The following is a 17,796-nucleotide window of genomic DNA, read 5'->3' on the forward strand; positions in this document are numbered from 1 at the left end:
TTTTACCACACCTAACCTGCCTAATTAGAAAAATAATCTTTAATAAACATAGTTTTATTCTCTAAATTTAGGCCAATATGGTGGTTCAAAGCACTTTTTAAACCAGCAAAACGACTTTCCAATAAATTCGTTGTATTGGGAATGGATAACTCAGTATATTGCTCAAATGTGAGCAGCAAGGGCAAGTTGCGTTTTAGGCTTAAATAAGCACTTCTTAATCGTTTGTGGGTGTAGTGTGTTTTACCTGTTTCAGCGTTAATGGTACGTTCATTGACATATTGTTTATGTTGCCTATACCAACTATTCAATGCAGCCTGAAAGCTGCTAAAACTGCTTTTGGTAAGCGTTAAGGTTAATGCCCTGAGTTGCTCAGCAGCGAGCGATTTAGGTTTATTGGTCAGGTATCGAATAACCGTTTGAACTTGATGAAACTGGCACAGTTGCACAGGAATATCTGCAAATAATTGCGGCAATCCCTTACGCCCATCGCAAATAATGCTTTGAATAATCATGTTATTATCTTTTAACTTTTTTACTGCTTGATAATAAAGCTGATTGGTTTCATAAGCGACAATATCAACGGATAAAACTTGTTTACTCACACTATCCATTAAAACCAACGCACCAAAAGTATGCCCAAAATAAGTTGTATCCAAAAACACATTAACCTTTTTCGGGTGCGAAAAGTGATTTTGTTTCGTTGCTCATTTTATTAAGCGGCGTTGAATGGTTTTGGTGCTGCATTGATACTGTTGAGCCAGTTGTTCAATGGTGCGATGCTCATCGCGATATTGTTACCAAAGTTCATCGTTAATTTAAGCGTATTCCACCGTTAAAACACTTCTTACATTGGGTGCAAAAATAGCGTTGTTTATGGTTACGCGTTCCGTATTTTTGAACGGAATTTGAGTGACAAAAAGGGCATTTTTTGTGTTCAAAGCATTTGACCTATCTGAAAGCCTTTAAGCATAAGGCTTTCAGCGATTTTTACCAACCATTTTGTCCTTTAACCCGAATTTTCCCAGTTTCAGGCTGCCTGAACTTTTTCACGTCATCACAACGCCGACAAGTCCAATTTCGTCATCAATAAACGGTCTAAATCTTCATCAGGATTACCCGAAGTCAGCAATTTATCGCCATAAAAAATAGAATTTGCCCCCGCCAAAAAACACATTGCTTGCACCGCTTCACTCATGCCCGACCGCCCTGCACTCAAACGAATAAAACTATGCGGCATCGTGATTCGCGCCACCGCAATCGTGCGGACAAATTCCGTCCAATCCAAATCTTCCGCGTATTCCAACGGCGTGCCTTCGGTACGAACCAGTTGATTAATCGGCACACTTTCAGGCTGTGGGTCTAAATTTGCCAAACTCGCAATCAAACCAGCGCGTTCAGGGCGCGTTTCATTCATGCCGACAATGCCACCGCAACACACCTTCAAACCTGCCTGACGCACCTTGCCGAGGGTATCCATGCGGTCTTCGTGGCGGCGCGTGTGAATGATGTCGTTGTAGCGGTCGGGGTCGGTGTCTAAATTGTGGTTGTAGTAGTCCAAACCTGCTTGTTTCAAGTCTTCCGCCATGCCGTCTTCCAACAAGCCGAATGTACCACATGTTTCCAAACCCAAATCTTTCACGGCTTTGATGATGTCGCTCACCACCACCACATCATCAGGTTTCGGGCCGCGCCATGCCGCGCCCATACAAAAACGACTTGCGCCGCGTTCTTTGGCAATTTTGGCTTTGGCAACAATGGTTTCCACATCTAACATGGCTGATTTTTCCACGCCCGTTTGGTAATGCGCGGATTGGGGGCAGTATTCACAATCTTCAGGGCAACCGCCTGTTTTAATGGATAATAATGTGGATAATTGAATTTTTTGCGCGTCAAAATGTTCGCGATGAACGCTGGCTGCCTGAAAAATCAAATCCAAAAACGGCAAATTAAACAATTCTTCCACTTGGCATTTTCGCCAATACGCTGCCATAGCGTGGGTTTGTAATGGTTTTGCTCGACGCAATGCAATCGGGGCAAGATGTGCCATAATCATTCCTTTAATTAATTTTTCAAATAAAAAATTGACAATTTAAGTATTTTTTTAATTAAATAAACCAATTTTGCCCAAAATATAAGCAAACAATCGCTAACAACGCCAACACCACACCAAACGCATTTAATTTGCTAATCCGCTCGCCAAAACCAACTGCGCCAGCCAACGTCCCCAATACAATCACGCCCATATTCATACCTGCAAACACCAAAGTTGGGCTTTCTTTAAATGCCTGATGTGCTTTTATGTAAAACAAAATATTCATAAAATTCAGGCAGCCGAGTAATAAACCTGCGTAAATATTTTGCCGTTGCCAGCGCGTTTTTTTCACGAATAAATATGCCGTCATCAACACACCAGCCAACACAAATGCAATCAACAAGCTGCCTGAAAACGCCGCGCCTTGTTTGGATAACTGCTTGAATAAAATATCAATCACGCCATAACCCAACCACACTGCCAACAACCAAACCGCCCCACCCTGCGCCGTTTGCGTGGCGGAATGTTGATTCGGCTTGTACAACAAACAACCCAACGCCGCTACTGCCAAAACCAAACCCACTACCCGATGCGCTACCACCGCTTCGCCAAACACCGTAAACGCCACCAACACAGGCAAAAACAGCGATAAACGCTGCGCCGCGTCCGATTTGATAATGCCAACCGCCGCCACCGACCGCCCCATCGCCACAAAAATAGTCGGCAACAACACGCCCAACGCCACAAACACGCTCACCGACTGCCCCGAAAATCCGCCGAATTTCGGCTGCAAAATCGCCACCGTCAGCGCAGTTGCAGCAGCGTAATTGACCGCCACCATTTGCTCAATCGCCATTTGCCGTTGCCGTGCCACTTTCAGCAGTACCGCCACCGACACGCTCATCACAATACTCAAAATTAAAAAGCGCATAGTATTCAATCCTATAGATTTATAGTGGATTAAATTTAGATTAGGACAAGGCGACAACGACCGCCGTGTACATCTAGTACATAAGGGAGTTGGCAACGCTGTACTAATCTAAGAACCTGTATTTACAAACAACTATTTGATAAATTTTAATATTTGTGAAATATACCCTAGTTTAACAAAATTTTCAGCAGATAAATTCGTCTGCTCAAAATCTTTTGCTAAACGTCGAGACCAACCTAACCATGCAAACGTTCGTTCTACAATCCAACGTTTGGGCAGAATACGCCAAGAAATATCTTGAATTCTCTTTGAAATCTGAACAGTTAAACCCAATTGCTCTGATACTTCACGCTCAAATGTATTCCGATAACCTGCGTCTGCACAGAAACCTTTTAAACTCGGATAGGTCTCAAACGCTTTTTTTGCTACAAAAATACCTGCTTTTGTGTCATGAATATTGGCTGCATGAACCACAACAGACAATAGATTACCCAACGTATCAACAGCTATATGTCGCTTACGACCTTTGATTTTTTTACCTCCATCAAAACCTTTATCATGTGCGCTAGAAGCTGTTTTGACGCTTTGTGAATCAATAATGGCATAAGTTGGCATTGCTTGTTTTTGATGGATTAAACGTTTTTTTGAACCAATGCCAAAAGAATTCTATCCCATAAGCCTGATTGATTGGCTCTGCGATAGAAACTCCATACGGTTGAATAAGGTGGAAAATCATTGGGCAGCATACGCCACTGGCAACCTGTTTTGGTAATATACAAAACGGCATTCACTAATTGACGTTTATCCCATTTGTAGTGGCGTAGCTGGTTAAAATGTGGCTCAATCGCTTGCCATTGGGCATCTGTTAAGTCTGTTGGGTAGGATTTTCTAGTCATAAAGATATTTTATCATTTTTGTGAATACAGGTTCTAAACAAAGTAAAGCCAATATTCCATATAAGAAAAATAGAGAACATCTTAATGTGGACACAGATTGATATTTATATAAAATCAGGCACTTGGTAGAAAACGCTTTTGCACGATTAAAGCATTTTCGTGCGCTAGCAACACGGTACGATAAATTAAAACGTAATTATGAAAGTACCGTGTCATTAGCTTGTGCTTTGATTTGGTTGAAATTATAGCTAAAATGTCATTAGCCCCTAGATAACTGGGAAAATTCAAATTAAGTTAGAATTATCCCTATGCGAAAATGTCGTCTAAGTCAGTACAAACAAAATAAACTCATTGAGCTATTTGTTGCAGGTGTAACTGCAAGAACAGCAGCAGAGTTAGTAGGTGTTAATAAAAATACCGCAGCCTATTATTTTCATCGTTTACGATTACTTATTTATCAAAACAGTCCACATTTAGAAATGTTTGATGGCGAAGTAGAAGCAGATGAAAGTTATTTTGGTGGACAACGAAAAGGTAAACGCGGTCGAGGTGCTGCTGGAAAAGTCGCTGTATTTGGGCTCTTGAAGCGAAATGGTAAGGTTTATGCGGTTACTGTACCGAATACTCAAACCGCTACTTTATTGCCTATTATCCGTGAACAAGTGAAACCTGACAGCATTGTTTATACGGATTGTTATCGTAGCTATGATGTATTAGATGTGAGCGACAAAGCCATTTTAGCTTCGCTGAAACTTCGTTTTCGTATCAATCACAACACACATTTTGCTGAACGACAAAACCATATCAACGGAATTGAGAACTTTTGGAACCAAGCAAAACGTCATTTACGCAAGTTTAACGGCATTCCCAAAGAGCATTTTGAGCTGTATTTAAAGGAGTGCGAATGGCGTTTTAACAGTGAGATAAAAGTTTTTGTTCCATTTTAAAACAGTTAGTAAAATCGAGTTTATCCTAGTTATCTAGGACAGCCCCAAATTAAAAACTACCGAGCTATTGCTACACGGTTTGATAAACTAAAGCGAAATTATGAAAATAATGTCGCTCTAGCCCTTGCGTATCAATGGCTCAAGCTATGAATGTTCAACAAGATCTATACTTTCAGAAAACCGTTAGCCAAGATGTAAAACGTAAATTGAGTTCGTGTTTTGTGGCGGAAAATGAATAAGGCGGGATAGTTGGCTTTTACACGTTGGCAGCGACAGGTATTTGCCTTGACTTGCTGCCTGAAAGCGAAGCCAAAAAATTGCCGAAATATCCGCTTATTCCGTGTGTATTGTTGGGACGATTAGCAGTTGAGGAACGATTTACAGGACAAGGATTAGGGCGCGTATTGTTGGTTGATGCAATTTAGCGCGTGAGCCGTTCTGATATTGCTGCGTTTGCTGTGATGATAGAAGCAAAAGATGAATCAGCTAAATTGTTTTACGAAAAAATGGGTTTTCAAGCATTGATTGATGAACCATTGCGATTGTTTTTCAAATTATGATTTTCAGGCTGCCTGTTACCTGTTCAGGCAGCCTGAAATTATGCTAATTGTCAGGTAAATCAACTCAATGGAAATAACTGGTCAAACTTATCATATTGTTTAGGATTTTTCTCTTTATCAGCAAAAAACGGCAAGCCAATCAAACGATAATGCGGTGTATCTTTTTGCAAAATCCTATTTTTACCGTATTGTGTGGTAATCGCATTTAAGAAATCTTGTTTCCAAGAATCCGTTGCTATCAAATGTTCGCCTTTTGGTTCAATGAAAATTTGATAATGCAATAAATGATCTGTTTGATTAACGGTGGATTGATGTTTATCTTTCAGTAATAAAATAAAATCAGGCATAAAACCATCGCCATTGTCAAAATTAGCCAATTTCAACACTTCTTCATTACGGATTAACTTCACATCGTAATTGGCTTGCAAATTCTTTAACTCATTAACAATATAATTAATTAACTGTTCTTCCAAATTATTGCCAATAAAATTATCCATCACATACCAATCATGATTTTGAATAACTGATTGTTTAATATCTGTTGCATTAACCCATTTTTGTTTTGGCTGACTGAAAATGTCCCACAATTTTTTTGATGTAAATTCAGTTGTACCAACAAATGGCTTATCACTTTGATTTAAATGCGCTTCAACCTTATCCAACACATTCAAACACGCTTGCAATTTATCATCAGGGCTGATTTTTTGATTGTTGTCCAAACCCAAAAATTTAATTTTCCAATCTTTGAGTAAATCCGTTTGCAATTCATCACGACTGGCAATATTCAATTTCGTTTGCAACTGGTTAAAATGAAACAAGGAATTTGCCCTTTTCCCCTTGATATGCAAAGCCTTATTGAAAATATGTTTTTCCATTTTCGCTATGGTAATCTGCTCATGAGACGAACCTGATTTGCCAATTTGTTGCGATTTCTCATCTTTTTCATCGGCTGAAAATTGCGTTTCCTGCACAACCTGACTGCCATGCGTGGTAAAAACAATCGTTTGCGGATTGGCTTTTAAACTATCTGCATTATTGGTTTTTGCATTCAGATTAGCTTGTTTTTCATTTACCCAAATCAAAATATTTTTAAAACTTTCATCTTGGGCAAATTCAGGTTTTAAACCAATTTCAACTAAAACCTTATCCGAGTTTTCAGGCAAAAAACCATCTTTACGCAATTCCGCTTTCAATTCAGAAATATAGCGTGATTGTTCATCATGCGTGTAGTAAAACAATTCTTCCAGCGTACGCAACTCATGCTGTAAATCTTCATCAAATTTGCGTTTATTGGGTAATTTATCGCCAAACACAAACGGAAAATAACGCACACCACGCCCGATTAGCTGTTTTTCTGATACCGTTGCACTTGCCGTTTTGCCTGATTTTTTGTTTGAACCACCGCCATTTTGCCCCTCATATAAACGAACAATATCAAACAAATTCAGCACGTCCCAACCTTCAGTTAATCTATCTACCGTAAAAATGGCACGGATTGGATTATCAGTCGCTTCCAAATTGTTTAGCAATTTTTCGGTTTCGCTGTCGGTTTTTTCTTTTTTGGTTTTATTGGTTTGTGAATTGGTAATAATCACATTGTGCGCCTGATAAGATTAACGAATCCAATCCGCAATATGGCTCGTTTCCAAGCCTTGCTCACGCATAAACGCCAACGCTTGTTCCGTGCGTGTTTTGCCTTGTTCATTTTCATTTTCGTCCGTTTTCAGGTTGCCTGAAAGCCGATTTAAAAATTCAAAATCCGACCCCTGAATATTTTGCGACCATTGCAAAAATTCCCGATAATCCGACCAAGATTCATCAATCGTTTTGCTGCGAAACAACATCACAGGCTTGAAATTGGCAATGCCATGTTTCAACGCAATTTGATGGCGATACCACGCAAACAGCAGCGCGTGTAACACGCGCTCTTTTTTCGTAAATGTAGAAGAAATTAAATTAATCGCTTTCGTATAACCCTTGCTCAAAAAATCTTTCAAATCAAATTTTGCAATGATTTTATCGCGGTATTTTTCCTGCACTTCCGCATTTTCAGGCAGCGTTGCCGTAAATTCCAACAACACATTTTCGCTAGGCTTGCCATTTTTATTCAGCAACAATTCCAAAACCATGTGTTCCCAGCCCTTACGTTCCACTTCATCAGAATTGGTTTTATTGGTAATTTCTGCTTCAAAATCCAACGGTGCTGATTTACCATTTTTCGTTTGTGCGTTCAAATGATGTGCTTCATCGCCCAACATCACAAGATTCAATTCGTGCAAATCCGCCAATGTGGTTTGGTTTTCTCGCTCGGTGTGAATATCGTTATACAGTTTTTGAATGCCGGTAAATTTAATTTCAATGCCGTCTGAATATTGGCTAAATGTCTCCACTTTGCGAATAGGAATTACCGTATCACCTTGCAAAATTTTCTCGGTAAATAAAAATTTCGCGTGCGTTGGGTCAATAAAATTATTTTCTGTTTTATCAACAATATTGTTTTGATTCACAAAAAACAGAAAATGGCGATAACCCTTGTCAAAATAATACAAAATCAACGCAGCCATCATCAGAGTTTTACCTGCGCCTGTTGCCATATTGAACAATAAATGTGTTGGACGATTTTTGATTTCAGGAAAATCTTCCAACTCAGTTTGTGGGTCTTGAAAAATTAAAAAATTCTCCAATGCTTCTCGTTGCCACTCAAATAAATCATATTTCAAATTATGGGTAATAAATTCAGGAATGGCTAATTTTTCAGGCAGCCTTTTACGCAAAAATTTCTTTTCTTCTTCAATGGCATTAACTAAAATTTTATTGCTCATTCTTTTTCTCCGTCTTGATAAAACTGGCGGTTTAATGCTTTATCTTCATCATTTAGGCAGCCTGAAAACTGCGCGTCATTCATTTCTGAATACGATACATACATCTGATTTAAATCCAACATTTCAAGCACCATTTGTTTTTGTTCATCAAGTGGTAAGGTTTGAAATTCAGGCTCGTTAATAATTTGATTAAATTCATTGACGCTTACATTGTATTTTAGGAAATAATGCTCGCATAAATCCTCAAACAACGCTTTCAGGCAGCCTGCACTTTCACACGCCAAAATTTGTTGTTTTGCTGTTTCGTTAAATGGAGCAAGTTCGGCATAAACAAATTCGCCACCACCTTGCCAATTCACGGCTTTGGAAATACCGCCTTGCTCGCCATTAATCACTTTTTTCAAGCGTTCAACGGCAAGCGTTTCAATATAATCCATTTGTTCAATACCGATATATTGGCGGTTCATTTTGTGAGCAACGGCGGCAGTTGTGCCACTGCCTAAATGGTAGTCTAGGACGATGTCGTTTTCGTTGGTTGTTAATTCAATAATTCGTTTAATAAGTTTTTCAGGTTTTTTACCATTTTTTAATTTCACACCACCTTCACTCGCAATACCTGTAAATGAAATATCCGTCCATACATCAATAATGATTGTTGCTGGTATAAAATTTCCATCAATATTTCTATAAGTATTTTCCCAAAAAACCATTTGCTCTCCATTTAATATGTAAAACCCTGTTACATCTTCATTTTCATGTTGAAAAACAATACCTTTATTATTTTTGGAATGATTGATTATTTTTTGTCGTTTTTTTAAAGCGCCACCACTAATTGCAGCAGTTCTAAAAACTCTATCTCTATTTTTATCAGCAAATTCTGATATTTTAAATAATAATTCTTGCTCAGTTATATGAGACTTCATTTCTTTTTCACTTAATTTTAATTCTATGGATAATTGTTCTAATATTGTTGAAAACTTCCAATTAGAGAAATGCTCATCTGGATTAAGTAAAAAATATTTATAGTTTTCATCATATTGTTTAGACAAATATAATTTATTTAACTGAGAATTGACGCGATTTCTAGCATATACAAATATATGATTAGATGTAGAGAATATTGTTTGCCCAGTTGCCTTAAATCCAGATGCAGCATTGGTTGTTATGGTTATATGATTTAGAAAATTATTTCGTATAAATATTTCATCTAATAATACTTGAACATATGCAGCTTCTGTATTGTCAGTATGAACACAAATAATGCCATCATCCGACAATAACTTCTTCGCAATTTCCAAACGATTTTTCATAAAGGTTAGCCATGTGGAATGTGTAAATTTATCGTTATAAACAAAACTGTCATTCTCTGTATTGAACGGAACATCAATATAAATCAGCTTGACTTTGCCTTTAAACTGCTTGGCAAGCGAATGCAGGGCAATCAGATTATTGCCTTTGATAATAAGATTTTCGGCTGGCACACCTTTTAAAAAGCCGTCTGAATGGCGTTTGATTTCGCCAACGGGTTGTTTGCCGTCTGCGGTATAGCGAGAGAATTTTGAGAATGCTTTTGCGTCAAAAAGTCGGTCAATTTCATCAAAAGCAAGTGTTTGATTAAAAAAGATTTCTTGTCTTTTTCGGGTTAATTTAGTGTATAATTGGCTGGCTGGCTGGCTGGCTGGCTGGCTGGCTGGCTGGCTGGCTGTTATTGCGTTTAAAACAAATTTCTTCGCCTTCTTCGGTACTTTGTCCGCCATTTAATACACAATCTTTAAACGGAAAATCCAATACAATATCGGTGCTATCTTTTAAAAAGCGTTGTCCGTCCGTTAAGCCAATACGGTTGGCAAATCGGGTGTAGGAATTGTTTACGCTGTGTTTATCCAAGAAAAAACGGAAATCTTGCGTTTTGAACACAAATACTCCGTTTATTTCAGCAAAAAAATGGCGTTTGAGCGTTTCGTTTTGCAGCAGCAAACCGATAATTGCTGGGTCAGTTTTTTCTGCTAAATCCAACAAAATATTTTTTGCTAAAATTGTTTTTGCTTCGTCTGCCCATACGTTGTTGTGTAATTGTAGAGCTTCGTTTAATTGGTCTTGAATTTTACTATCTATCATTGGATATCCTTACTTGTTAAAGTTAATAATTTGGTAGCGCCCTGAAAAGTGTGCTGTAAAAAAATAAGCAATAAAAAAGCAGCGAGAACAGAGTATATTTGAGTGTGTGAAAACAGAAATAACTCTAATTTGTCCTCGCTGCCAAGGACAAAATATAAAGAAAAATGGCTACTCTGGCAATCGTAAACAAAAATATTTTTGTAAAGATTGCTGCCGTAATTTTATTGGCGACCATAACCTTACCTATAAGGGTTGTCATTCCAAAGCTGATGAGCAGGTTTGGAGAATGACCGTTAGAGGTTGTGGTATTCGAGATATTGCAGCAATTACGGGTTTTGGCATTGAGGGTAATAACTGTCGTTTACGGCACAAAGTAAGGCGAGCGTTTAGAAAAACGTGTTGCTTTTCTAACAATATGTTTTATCACAAGAAAGTTTTTGATTTAGCTTTCTTTGATATTCACTTTGGCATTGTTTAGTTTTACAGCACACTTTTCAGGACACCACCAAATCTTTCTTACATCGGATTTGCATTTTTCGCACCGAAACATTGCGAAATTTTGCCCGACTTTTCGTCCTGCGACCAGCGCCCCTGCGGAATTGGACGAGTTTATGATTGCGCGTTGGAATGAAACGGTGTCCAGCGATGATGTGGTTTACAATTTGGGCGATTTGTCTTTTGCGCATGATTTCAAGCAGATAGAGAATGTGTTGCGCCGTTTGAATGGCACGCACCATTTGATTTACGGTAATCATGACGGACAAGTGGAGCAGCACATTCAGCGTTTGCAAAACACGCCGAAGCATGACGGTTTGCCGATGATTGCCACGGCGCAGGATTATTTAAAATTAAAGCTGCCTGAAATCAATAATACGTTGATTTTATTTCATTATCCGATTGATGAATGGGACGGCTGCCACAAGGGTTGGTATCATTTGCATGGGCATATTCATGACCGCGTGGCGCAGTTGCAGGGGCGGATTTTGAATGTGGGTTGGGATTTGCATGGGCGATTTTTGACGGCGCAAGATGTGGACGATTTTTTGCGTGATTTACCGAAGATTTCGCATTTTGATGATAAATCGCTGAATTTTGTAGATGATATAGCACAAAATGCGGAATTGATTCGGGCGGAATTGCAGCAATTGAATCGATAAGCGCATAGACGTTGCAGCGATAATAAAACCCTTGCATTACAAAGACAAAATCTGTACAATCGCTCGTTTTTCGCAGGCAAAACTTATTTCCTGATAAGCATTTCAACGGGCAATCCGAGATGAAATCCAGCTAGGTTATTGTAAGGATTGCCCTTTTTGCGGTTTTAAACTGCCGCAGTTGTTTAACTATTTTTTATTTTAAGTTTGGAGACCAATCATGGCAAAAGTTTGCAAAATTACTGGCAAACGCCCGATGTCTGGCAACAATGTATCGCATGCCAACAACAAAACCAAACGTCGTTTTTTGCCTAACCTGCAATCACGCCGTTTTTGGGTGGAGAGCGAAAACCGTTGGGTTCGCATTCGTGTATCGAACGCTGCTTTGCGTACTATCGATAAAAACGGCATCGACGCTGTTTTGGCTGATTTGCGCGCTCGTGGCGAAGCTATTTAATCGGGAAGGTTGTTATCATGCGCGATAAAATTAAATTGGAATCGTCTGCTGGTACAGGTCATTTCTATACCACGACTAAAAACAAACGTACTATGCCTGGCAAAATGGAAATCAAAAAATTTGACCCTGTTGCTCGCAAACACGTTATCTATAAAGAAACTAAATTGAAATAATTTGGTGTCGATAAAAATCCCTAGCTATTTTGGCTAGGGATTTTTTTGTGGCTTATTGGGCTTGATTGGCTTCGGCAATGGCGTTTTGCAGGTCGGCGACGACGTTGGGGTGCAGCAAGTCGGCGATGCCCAGCAAAAAGAGTAGGGCGTAAAACACGATTAAATAGATGATTGCGCCTGCGATTATCCACAAAACGACTTTGCCCCATGGTTTGCGTGCGTAGTCGTCGCCTGCTTCTTGGCGTAGGAAGTCTTGCTGTTTTTTGCCGAACGTAAAATACCATGCTAGCGAAATGAGTGAGCCTGCATACAATGGGATTTCTATGCCGCCGATTAAATACAATAGTGCCGATGCTAAACCGAATAATAATACGCCGTAAACCACGCTCATGTTTTGATTGGCGGCTTCGCGGTTGCCTAGTTCGCGCCAGTTAATCGCGCACAACCATGCGCCAATGAGCGGCGATAATAAAATAGCTAGCACAACTATGATGGTGGGGTTGTAGAGTTTGGGCGTGTAGTAGCCTTGTTCGTGGTTGGGTTTGAAAGCAGCCTGCACATTGGGTTGGATTGTGCTGGTTTGACTTTGAAAAAATGCAGGCTGCTTTTGGCGCAGTTGGGCATTGTAGCGGGTGCGTACTTCGGGGACGAGTAGCCATGATTCGACGGCTTGGATTTCTTTGGGATTGAGTCGGTGGCGCGATTGTTCTAATGCTTGTTGAATTTCGGTTGCGCTGGAATCGGGGGCGATTTGGAGTAGTTGATATAGGTTTATCATGTTGATGTTGTGCTTGGGGTTTAAGGAAAGGTGATTATAAGGGAAAAAGCAGCCTGCACGCTTTAAAAATGTGCAGGCTGCTTTTTTAGGATTATTGTTTGTTGGATTCTTCTTTTGGCAAACGCAGCAGCGATAAGATGAGTCCGCCCCAAATAATCACGATTGCCAAAATCATCATCATAATTGCGCTATTACTCATGGTCTTCTTCCTTAAAGTAGTCGCGTCCATACCAGTGGATGCGAGATAACAAGATGGCAATCACAATCAATGCGCCTGCCATGCCCCAGCCAAATGTGTTGATAAACCAATCTGGATAGCCTTCGTAGCCTTTGGTGGCAATGGTGTAGATTTCGCTAATCAGCATATAGCCCAGCACCAATGGGGTCAGAATGCCGACAACCAGCGTCCAGATTTTGCCCACTTTGAATGATGATGTGCGATTGATGTGCGCTGCCAGCATCGGTAAAAACTTGCCAATGGAAATGGCTGCCAGCGAGAAGAATGCTACGGCAACAATGCCAAAATTGTTCACGAATTTGTCTAGCACGTCCAAAATCGGCAAGCCTGTGGTTGTGCCGAACAAAATCACGGAAATCACTGCCATTGGCACGCAAACGACTACGGTGGAAGCGATGCGCGTCCAATGCAATTTGTCTTGTACGGCGGCGATAATCACTTCCAAAATGGAAATGAGCGAGGTAACGCCTGCAAACAGCAGCGAGCTAAAGAACAACACGCCCAACAAGTTGCCCATTGGGGCTTGGTCAATAATGGCTGGGAATGCGATAAACGCCAAGCCAATGCCCGATGTGGCGACTTCGCTGACTTCTTTGCCGCCTGCTTGTGCCATAAAGCCCAATGCGGCGAATACGCCAATGCCTGCCAGCAATTCAAACGCGCTGTTGGCAAAACCGACTACCAAGCCTGTGCTGGTCAAATCGGTGTCGCGTTTCAAGTAAGATGAATAAGTGACCATGATGCCGAAGCAAATGGACAGCGAGAAGAAAATTTGTCCGTATGCCGCAATCCAAACGGTTGGTTCAAGCAATTTGTCCCAGTTGGGCGTGAACAATGCGTCCAAACCTTTGGCTGCACCAGGTAGGAACAGCGAGCTAATCACCAATACGGTAAACATAACGGTGAGCAAGGGCATGAAAAACGCCGATGATTTGCCTACGCCTTTTTGTACGCCCAACGCCAAAACTGCTAAGACAAACAGCCAAACGCCGATTTGTGGCAAGGCAACTGCGCCGACAAAGTCCAAGCCTACGCCTGCGCCGTCTGCCATGTGCAGGTATTCTTTGAAGAAAAAGCCTGCGTGGTCTTTGCCCCATGCTTGGTTGAGCGAAAAATAAGTGTAGCTGGCTGCCCAGCCTAAAATCACGGCGTAGTAAATACCAATGATGACGTTAATTAGCACTTGCCACCAGCCAAATGTTTCAAACTTTTGGCTCAAACGGCGGAACGATAGGGGGGCTGAACCGCGGTATTTGTGTCCCAGTGCGTAATCCAAAAACAGCAATGGAATGCCTGCGGTGAGCAGGGCAACTAAATACGGAATCATGAATGCGCCGCCGCCGTTTTCATAGGTTACATAAGGAAATCGCCAAATATTGCCCAAGCCTACGGCTGAACCAATAGCGGCAAAAATAAAGGCTTTGCGACCCGAGAAGGTTTCGCGTTTGGGTGCTGGTTTTTGTGCCATTTTTTTACCCTTTGTTGAAATAAAAAGTGCAGGCTGCTTACTGCATCTTTAAAATATATAGTGGATTAAATTTAGATTAGGACAAGGCGACAACGACCGCCGTGTACATCTAGTACATAAGGGAGTTGGCAACGCTGTACTAATCTAAATTTAATTCACTATAAATACTGGTTAAACAAAATAACGGATAACAGGATTATCCGTTGCCATGATGTGATTGGTGTTTACTATGCCGAAAATCTAAAAAAAAGTAAAGAAGCGTAAACAAAAATATTGCTGATTAAAAAGCAGCCTGCACCTTTTGTCCAAATCTTTAATTTGGATATAAAAGGTGTATGCCGTAGGCGGCACAACCTTTTAATCAAAAGTGCAGGCTGCTTTTTGAATAAGTGAACTATTTAGGCAAACAAGCGTTTAGCCAATGCGCTACCAGGCTCAATGCCAATGCGCGTCATTTCGTCTTGTCGCGCATGAATGTAGCTTCTGACCTCTTTTAGCCAATCGGTTGAGAGCTGGCGCACTTGGTCATCGACCAAATCCAAGTTAAGCATGCTCGATAGTTTGACCGCTACGCCAATAAATTGATTGAACACTTCTTCGCCATGTGGCACACGCGTAATGTCCAACAACATACTGAAACCTTTATACGGCTGGCTGCTCAACAACGCATCGGTAAAGGCTGTGCCGTCCAATGTGCTGATGGTGTATTGCACGTCGCCCATGGTATTGGTCAAAGTAAACACGCCGTCTTCTTGCAATACGAAGCCAGCTTGTTCTACTGCCAAGCGTAGCTCTGTACCCAAAACGCTGCTGGAACGCGATACCAAATGAATGGCAATGGTTTGGTCAACTCGCGCACACAATTCGTCCAAGGGTTTGGCGTTTGCCAAAAATGGGTTGAGCGGCGGGAATTTGACTTCGCCGTCCATTTTATCGGCAAACAAGCGCACTTGTTGTTGGAAGTGGCGCAGCTCTTCGGCGGTGGTTAAGCCTTTGCGACTAATCGCCTGCAAACCAATCGCAAACGCTTGGTAATGCACACCTGGGATTGGCTCGGCAAGTTGGAAGCGACTGTCCATAGTGCAGCCTGCAATTTGAAAGTGATGTCCGCCCGACAAGCGTGGTAGCGTTTGCAATTCTTTGGGTTGATACAAGGCAACGTGCGCCACATAATCAAATCGAGTGTCGAACCAGGTGAGTGAGTGCTGGGTTAAATCGTCCAATTCAATCAACAAACGGCGCGTAGTCGGGGTGATAATTGGGGCGATGGGTGCAACAGGCGTTTCTGTAAATGGCAATTCTGCTTGTGGTTCGTCATCTAAACGTGCAGGCTGCTTTTTGGTGTGTAGCTCGTCTTCAATCAATGAAAAAGGCGTGGTATTGGGTTGGGTAGATTCAGTATCAACCGCAACAGATGGTGTTGTTTCTTTCACGTTGATTTGCATCGAGATTTCTTGTGTTTTTTCATCAAAATGCAAATTAACAAGTGGTTCGCTATATTGAATATCGGTTGATTCGGGTTCGTGTTCTGCGGAATGGATTTGGTTGTCTGCCACTTTGGAAGCAGCAAAACGCTGCAATTTTTCGCCACCAAAGCTCATGCCATCGCGCACCGATTCAGTTTGGCTGCCCAACAGCGCATCGTGGTCTGAATGACCAAACTGGCTGCGAATTTTGCGGCGATATTGCTTTTCTTGATACATGTTATACAAAATAACCGCAATCAATATAGCCAAAAATGCAATAATCACAACGAGATAAAGTTGATTCATAAGACAAATCTCTGTTAGTCAATAATGATAAGGGCAGTATTATAGCGGATTTGTTGTGCATACTATGACTTATCGCAGAAAAATATGCCAACTAGATGCCCAAGCAGCCTGCATTTTGCGTACAATAGTTTGGCTTATCCCTATTTAAGGAATGTATGATGATTTTGTATCACAATCCCCAATGCAGCAAATCGCGCCAAGCCTTGCAATGGTTGCAAGAAAATGGCTTCAATCCGCATATTCGGCTCTATTTGCGCGAACCTTTATCGGCAAACGAAATTCAAGAAATCGCCCAAAAACTGGGCATTCCAAGCCTGCGCGACATGATGCGAACCCAAGATGCCGCCTATCAAGAGCAAAACCTAGCCCAAGCCAGCGAAGAAACATTGCAGGCTGCTTTGCTTGCCAACGCTAAATTGCTAGAACGTCCTATTTTGCTGACACAACACAAAGCTGCCATTGGACGACCTTTGGATAACATTATCGCTTTGGTGCAGGCTGCTTAATATGATAGCGATGCGAAAATTTGGGCGATATTGGTTACGCGGATTAGGGTTGAGTATCGCGTTGATAAGCAGTCTGCAATTGTGGTGCGTGTGGCAAGTGTATGCCTATTCGCGCCCACAGCCGCTACCCGATGAAGCCGATGCAGCCGTCGTGTTGGGTGCGGCAGCATGGGGTAACAAACCGTCGCCTGTTTTTCGTGAACGCATTAACCACGCGCTGACCTTGTATCAAACAGGGCGCGTCAAAAAAATCATCTTTACAGGCGGCACACCCAAAGCAGGATTCGCCACCGAAGCCGAAGTGGCACGTCAATACGCCATCAAACAAGGCATTGCTGACCAAGATATTGTGTTTGAAACCCGCTCCAAAGACACATTTCAAAATTTAGCAAACACGCGCTTTTTAATGAAAAAACACCATTTGAATAGCGTGATTATTGTGTCCGACCCCTATCACATGGCGCGCGCGATGAATATGGCACAAGATTTGCAACTGAACGCATACGCATCACACACGCCAACCAGTCGCTACAATAATGCCCGATTTTTTGTAGAAGAAAGCTATTCGCTATTTGTGTATGAATTGCTGTCCGCAGGGAAGCGCATCGCCAATGTGTTTGCGTGATGCGAAATGCGAATAAAATAGACAAATAAAAATCCCTGCCAAAAGACAGGGATTTTCAAAAACTGGCACGCCCACGGGGAATCGAACCCCGGTTACCGCCGTGAAAGGGCGATGTCCTAACCGCTAGACGATGGGCGCGGAATAAAGGAGTTTCTTGGCGCACCCGGAGCGATTCGAACGCCCGACCCTTTGGTTCGTAGCCAAATACTCTATCCAACTGAGCTACGGGTGCTTATTTGCGTTGCTGACTGCTTGTGCAAATCAAGAAAGACGCAATCATACGCAGATGGTAGTTTGTTGTAAAGTAAATTCTATCGGA

At 41.4% G+C, this 17,796-nt stretch carries 17 protein-coding genes, 2 tRNA genes and 6 pseudogenes; 10 read left to right on the top strand and 15 right to left on the bottom strand.

Annotation, left to right across the window (positions count from 1 at the left end):
* Nucleotides 1-20 precede the first annotated feature (20 nt).
* The 6 genes and pseudogenes from DQN52_RS01600 to DQN52_RS11090 all read right to left on the bottom strand — a co-directional run.
* A pseudogene (locus DQN52_RS01600) lies at nucleotides 21-686 on the bottom strand (IS256 family transposase, variant Zn-binding type); the annotation flags it as partial.
* Between the two features lie 124 nt (nucleotides 687-810).
* Nucleotides 811-915: pseudogene (locus tag DQN52_RS11640) on the bottom strand (IS1/IS1595 family N-terminal zinc-binding domain-containing protein); the annotation flags it as partial.
* Between the two features lie 139 nt (nucleotides 916-1,054).
* Nucleotides 1,055-2,047, bottom strand: a complete 993-nt coding sequence (gene bioB, locus DQN52_RS01605) for a biotin synthase BioB (RefSeq protein ID WP_003791860.1) — start codon at nucleotides 2,045-2,047, stop codon at nucleotides 1,055-1,057.
* Nucleotides 2,048-2,105: 58 nt separating this feature from the next.
* Nucleotides 2,106-2,963, bottom strand: coding sequence for a hypothetical protein (locus tag DQN52_RS01610; protein WP_003788473.1), 858 nt, complete (start codon nucleotides 2,961-2,963; stop codon nucleotides 2,106-2,108).
* Between the two features lie 132 nt (nucleotides 2,964-3,095).
* Entirely contained in the window at nucleotides 3,096-3,617 is a 522-nt protein-coding gene (locus DQN52_RS11085; protein WP_331250422.1) for an IS5 family transposase, read from the bottom strand.
* Complete coding sequence (locus tag DQN52_RS11090; RefSeq protein WP_003789867.1) at nucleotides 3,596-3,859, bottom strand: transposase; 264 nt, start codon at nucleotides 3,857-3,859, stop codon at nucleotides 3,596-3,598. The genes DQN52_RS11085 and DQN52_RS11090 overlap by 22 nt, the downstream gene beginning before the upstream one ends.
* Nucleotides 3,860-3,900: 41 nt before the next feature.
* Here DQN52_RS11090 and DQN52_RS01625 point away from each other — a divergent pair.
* The 4 genes and pseudogenes from DQN52_RS01625 to DQN52_RS11450 form a co-directional block, all read left to right on the top strand.
* Nucleotides 3,901-4,107 (top strand): annotated as a pseudogene (locus DQN52_RS01625) (transposase); the annotation flags it as partial.
* Nucleotides 4,108-4,167: 60 nt separating this feature from the next.
* Nucleotides 4,168-4,835, top strand: a pseudogene (locus DQN52_RS01630) (IS1595 family transposase).
* A 16-nt stretch (nucleotides 4,836-4,851) separates the two neighbouring features.
* Nucleotides 4,852-4,956 (top strand): annotated as a pseudogene (locus tag DQN52_RS01635) (IS5/IS1182 family transposase); the annotation flags it as partial.
* A 278-nt stretch (nucleotides 4,957-5,234) separates the two neighbouring features.
* On the top strand, nucleotides 5,235-5,366 hold the full coding sequence (locus DQN52_RS11450) for a hypothetical protein (protein ID WP_003788478.1): 132 nt from the start codon (nucleotides 5,235-5,237) through the stop codon (nucleotides 5,364-5,366).
* Between the two features lie 59 nt (nucleotides 5,367-5,425).
* Here the strand turns inward: DQN52_RS11450 and DQN52_RS01645 are convergent.
* From DQN52_RS01645 to DQN52_RS01655, 3 genes and pseudogenes are all read right to left on the bottom strand, one after another.
* Nucleotides 5,426-8,188 (bottom strand): annotated as a pseudogene (locus DQN52_RS01645) (DEAD/DEAH box helicase family protein).
* The gene (locus DQN52_RS01650; protein WP_003788484.1) at nucleotides 8,185-9,945 is read right to left on the bottom strand and encodes a site-specific DNA-methyltransferase; all 1,761 of its coding nucleotides are present in this window, start codon (nucleotides 9,943-9,945) and stop codon (nucleotides 8,185-8,187) included. Before DQN52_RS01650 ends, DQN52_RS01645 begins: the two are co-directional and overlap by 4 nt.
* Nucleotides 9,836-10,306 (bottom strand): site-specific DNA-methyltransferase, encoded by a 471-nt coding sequence (locus DQN52_RS01655; RefSeq protein ID WP_003788485.1) that lies wholly within the window; start codon nucleotides 10,304-10,306, stop codon nucleotides 9,836-9,838. Before DQN52_RS01655 ends, DQN52_RS01650 begins: the two co-directional genes overlap by 110 nt.
* Nucleotides 10,307-10,412: 106 nt before the next feature.
* Here DQN52_RS01655 and DQN52_RS01660 point away from each other — a divergent pair, with 106 nt between their 5' ends.
* The 4 genes from DQN52_RS01660 to rpmG all read left to right on the top strand — a co-directional run bounded on the left by DQN52_RS01660 (nucleotide 10,413) and on the right by rpmG (nucleotide 12,090).
* Nucleotides 10,413-10,784, top strand: coding sequence for an IS1/IS1595 family N-terminal zinc-binding domain-containing protein (locus tag DQN52_RS01660; protein WP_003791883.1), 372 nt, complete (start codon nucleotides 10,413-10,415; stop codon nucleotides 10,782-10,784).
* Nucleotides 10,771-11,463, top strand: coding sequence for a phosphoesterase (locus tag DQN52_RS01665; protein ID WP_003788489.1), 693 nt, complete (start codon nucleotides 10,771-10,773; stop codon nucleotides 11,461-11,463). Before DQN52_RS01660 ends, DQN52_RS01665 begins: the two co-directional genes overlap by 14 nt.
* A 217-nt stretch (nucleotides 11,464-11,680) precedes the next feature.
* On the top strand, nucleotides 11,681-11,917 hold the full coding sequence (gene rpmB, locus DQN52_RS01670; RefSeq protein WP_003788491.1) for a 50S ribosomal protein L28: 237 nt from the start codon (nucleotides 11,681-11,683) through the stop codon (nucleotides 11,915-11,917).
* A 17-nt stretch (nucleotides 11,918-11,934) separates the two neighbouring features.
* On the top strand, nucleotides 11,935-12,090 hold the full coding sequence (gene rpmG / locus DQN52_RS01675; protein ID WP_002642891.1) for a 50S ribosomal protein L33: 156 nt from the start codon (nucleotides 11,935-11,937) through the stop codon (nucleotides 12,088-12,090).
* Between the two features lie 52 nt (nucleotides 12,091-12,142).
* On the opposite strand, the gene DQN52_RS01680 is transcribed toward rpmG, so the two are convergent.
* The 4 genes from DQN52_RS01680 to DQN52_RS01695 form a co-directional block, all read right to left on the bottom strand.
* A complete protein-coding gene (locus DQN52_RS01680; RefSeq protein ID WP_003788496.1) occupies nucleotides 12,143-12,868 on the bottom strand; it encodes a hypothetical protein in 726 nt (241 codons plus the stop codon).
* Between the two features lie 91 nt (nucleotides 12,869-12,959).
* Nucleotides 12,960-13,067 carry a methionine/alanine import family NSS transporter small subunit gene (locus tag DQN52_RS01685; RefSeq protein ID WP_032132948.1) on the bottom strand — a complete coding sequence of 36 codons (108 nt, stop codon included), beginning with the start codon at nucleotides 13,065-13,067 and terminating at the stop codon, nucleotides 12,960-12,962.
* Nucleotides 13,060-14,574, bottom strand: coding sequence for a sodium-dependent transporter (locus DQN52_RS01690; protein ID WP_003788499.1), 1,515 nt, complete (start codon nucleotides 14,572-14,574; stop codon nucleotides 13,060-13,062). The genes DQN52_RS01685 and DQN52_RS01690 overlap by 8 nt, the downstream gene beginning before the upstream one ends.
* Nucleotides 14,575-14,972: 398 nt before the next feature.
* Nucleotides 14,973-16,346, bottom strand: coding sequence for a cell division protein ZipA C-terminal FtsZ-binding domain-containing protein (locus tag DQN52_RS01695; protein ID WP_003788503.1), 1,374 nt, complete (start codon nucleotides 16,344-16,346; stop codon nucleotides 14,973-14,975).
* Nucleotides 16,347-16,504: 158 nt separating this feature from the next.
* On the opposite strand from DQN52_RS01695, the gene arsC reads away from it, so the two are divergent.
* Nucleotides 16,505-16,852 (top strand): arsenate reductase (glutaredoxin), encoded by a 348-nt coding sequence (gene arsC / locus DQN52_RS01700; protein WP_032827834.1) that lies wholly within the window; start codon nucleotides 16,505-16,507, stop codon nucleotides 16,850-16,852.
* A 1-nt stretch (nucleotide 16,853) separates the two neighbouring features.
* The gene (locus tag DQN52_RS01705) at nucleotides 16,854-17,477 is read left to right on the top strand and encodes a YdcF family protein (protein WP_003788506.1); all 624 of its coding nucleotides are present in this window, start codon (nucleotides 16,854-16,856) and stop codon (nucleotides 17,475-17,477) included.
* A gap of 63 nt (nucleotides 17,478-17,540) precedes the next feature.
* On the opposite strand, the gene DQN52_RS01710 is transcribed toward DQN52_RS01705, so the two are convergent.
* Nucleotides 17,541-17,615: transfer RNA gene (locus DQN52_RS01710), tRNA-Glu, on the bottom strand.
* Nucleotides 17,616-17,632: 17 nt separating this feature from the next.
* Nucleotides 17,633-17,709: transfer RNA gene (locus DQN52_RS01715), tRNA-Arg, on the bottom strand.
* Between the last annotated feature and the right edge of the window lie 87 nt (nucleotides 17,710-17,796).

The sequence above is a fragment of the Kingella kingae genome (genome assembly GCF_900475905.1).
Taxonomy (GTDB): Bacteria; Pseudomonadota; Gammaproteobacteria; order Burkholderiales; family Neisseriaceae; genus Kingella; species Kingella kingae.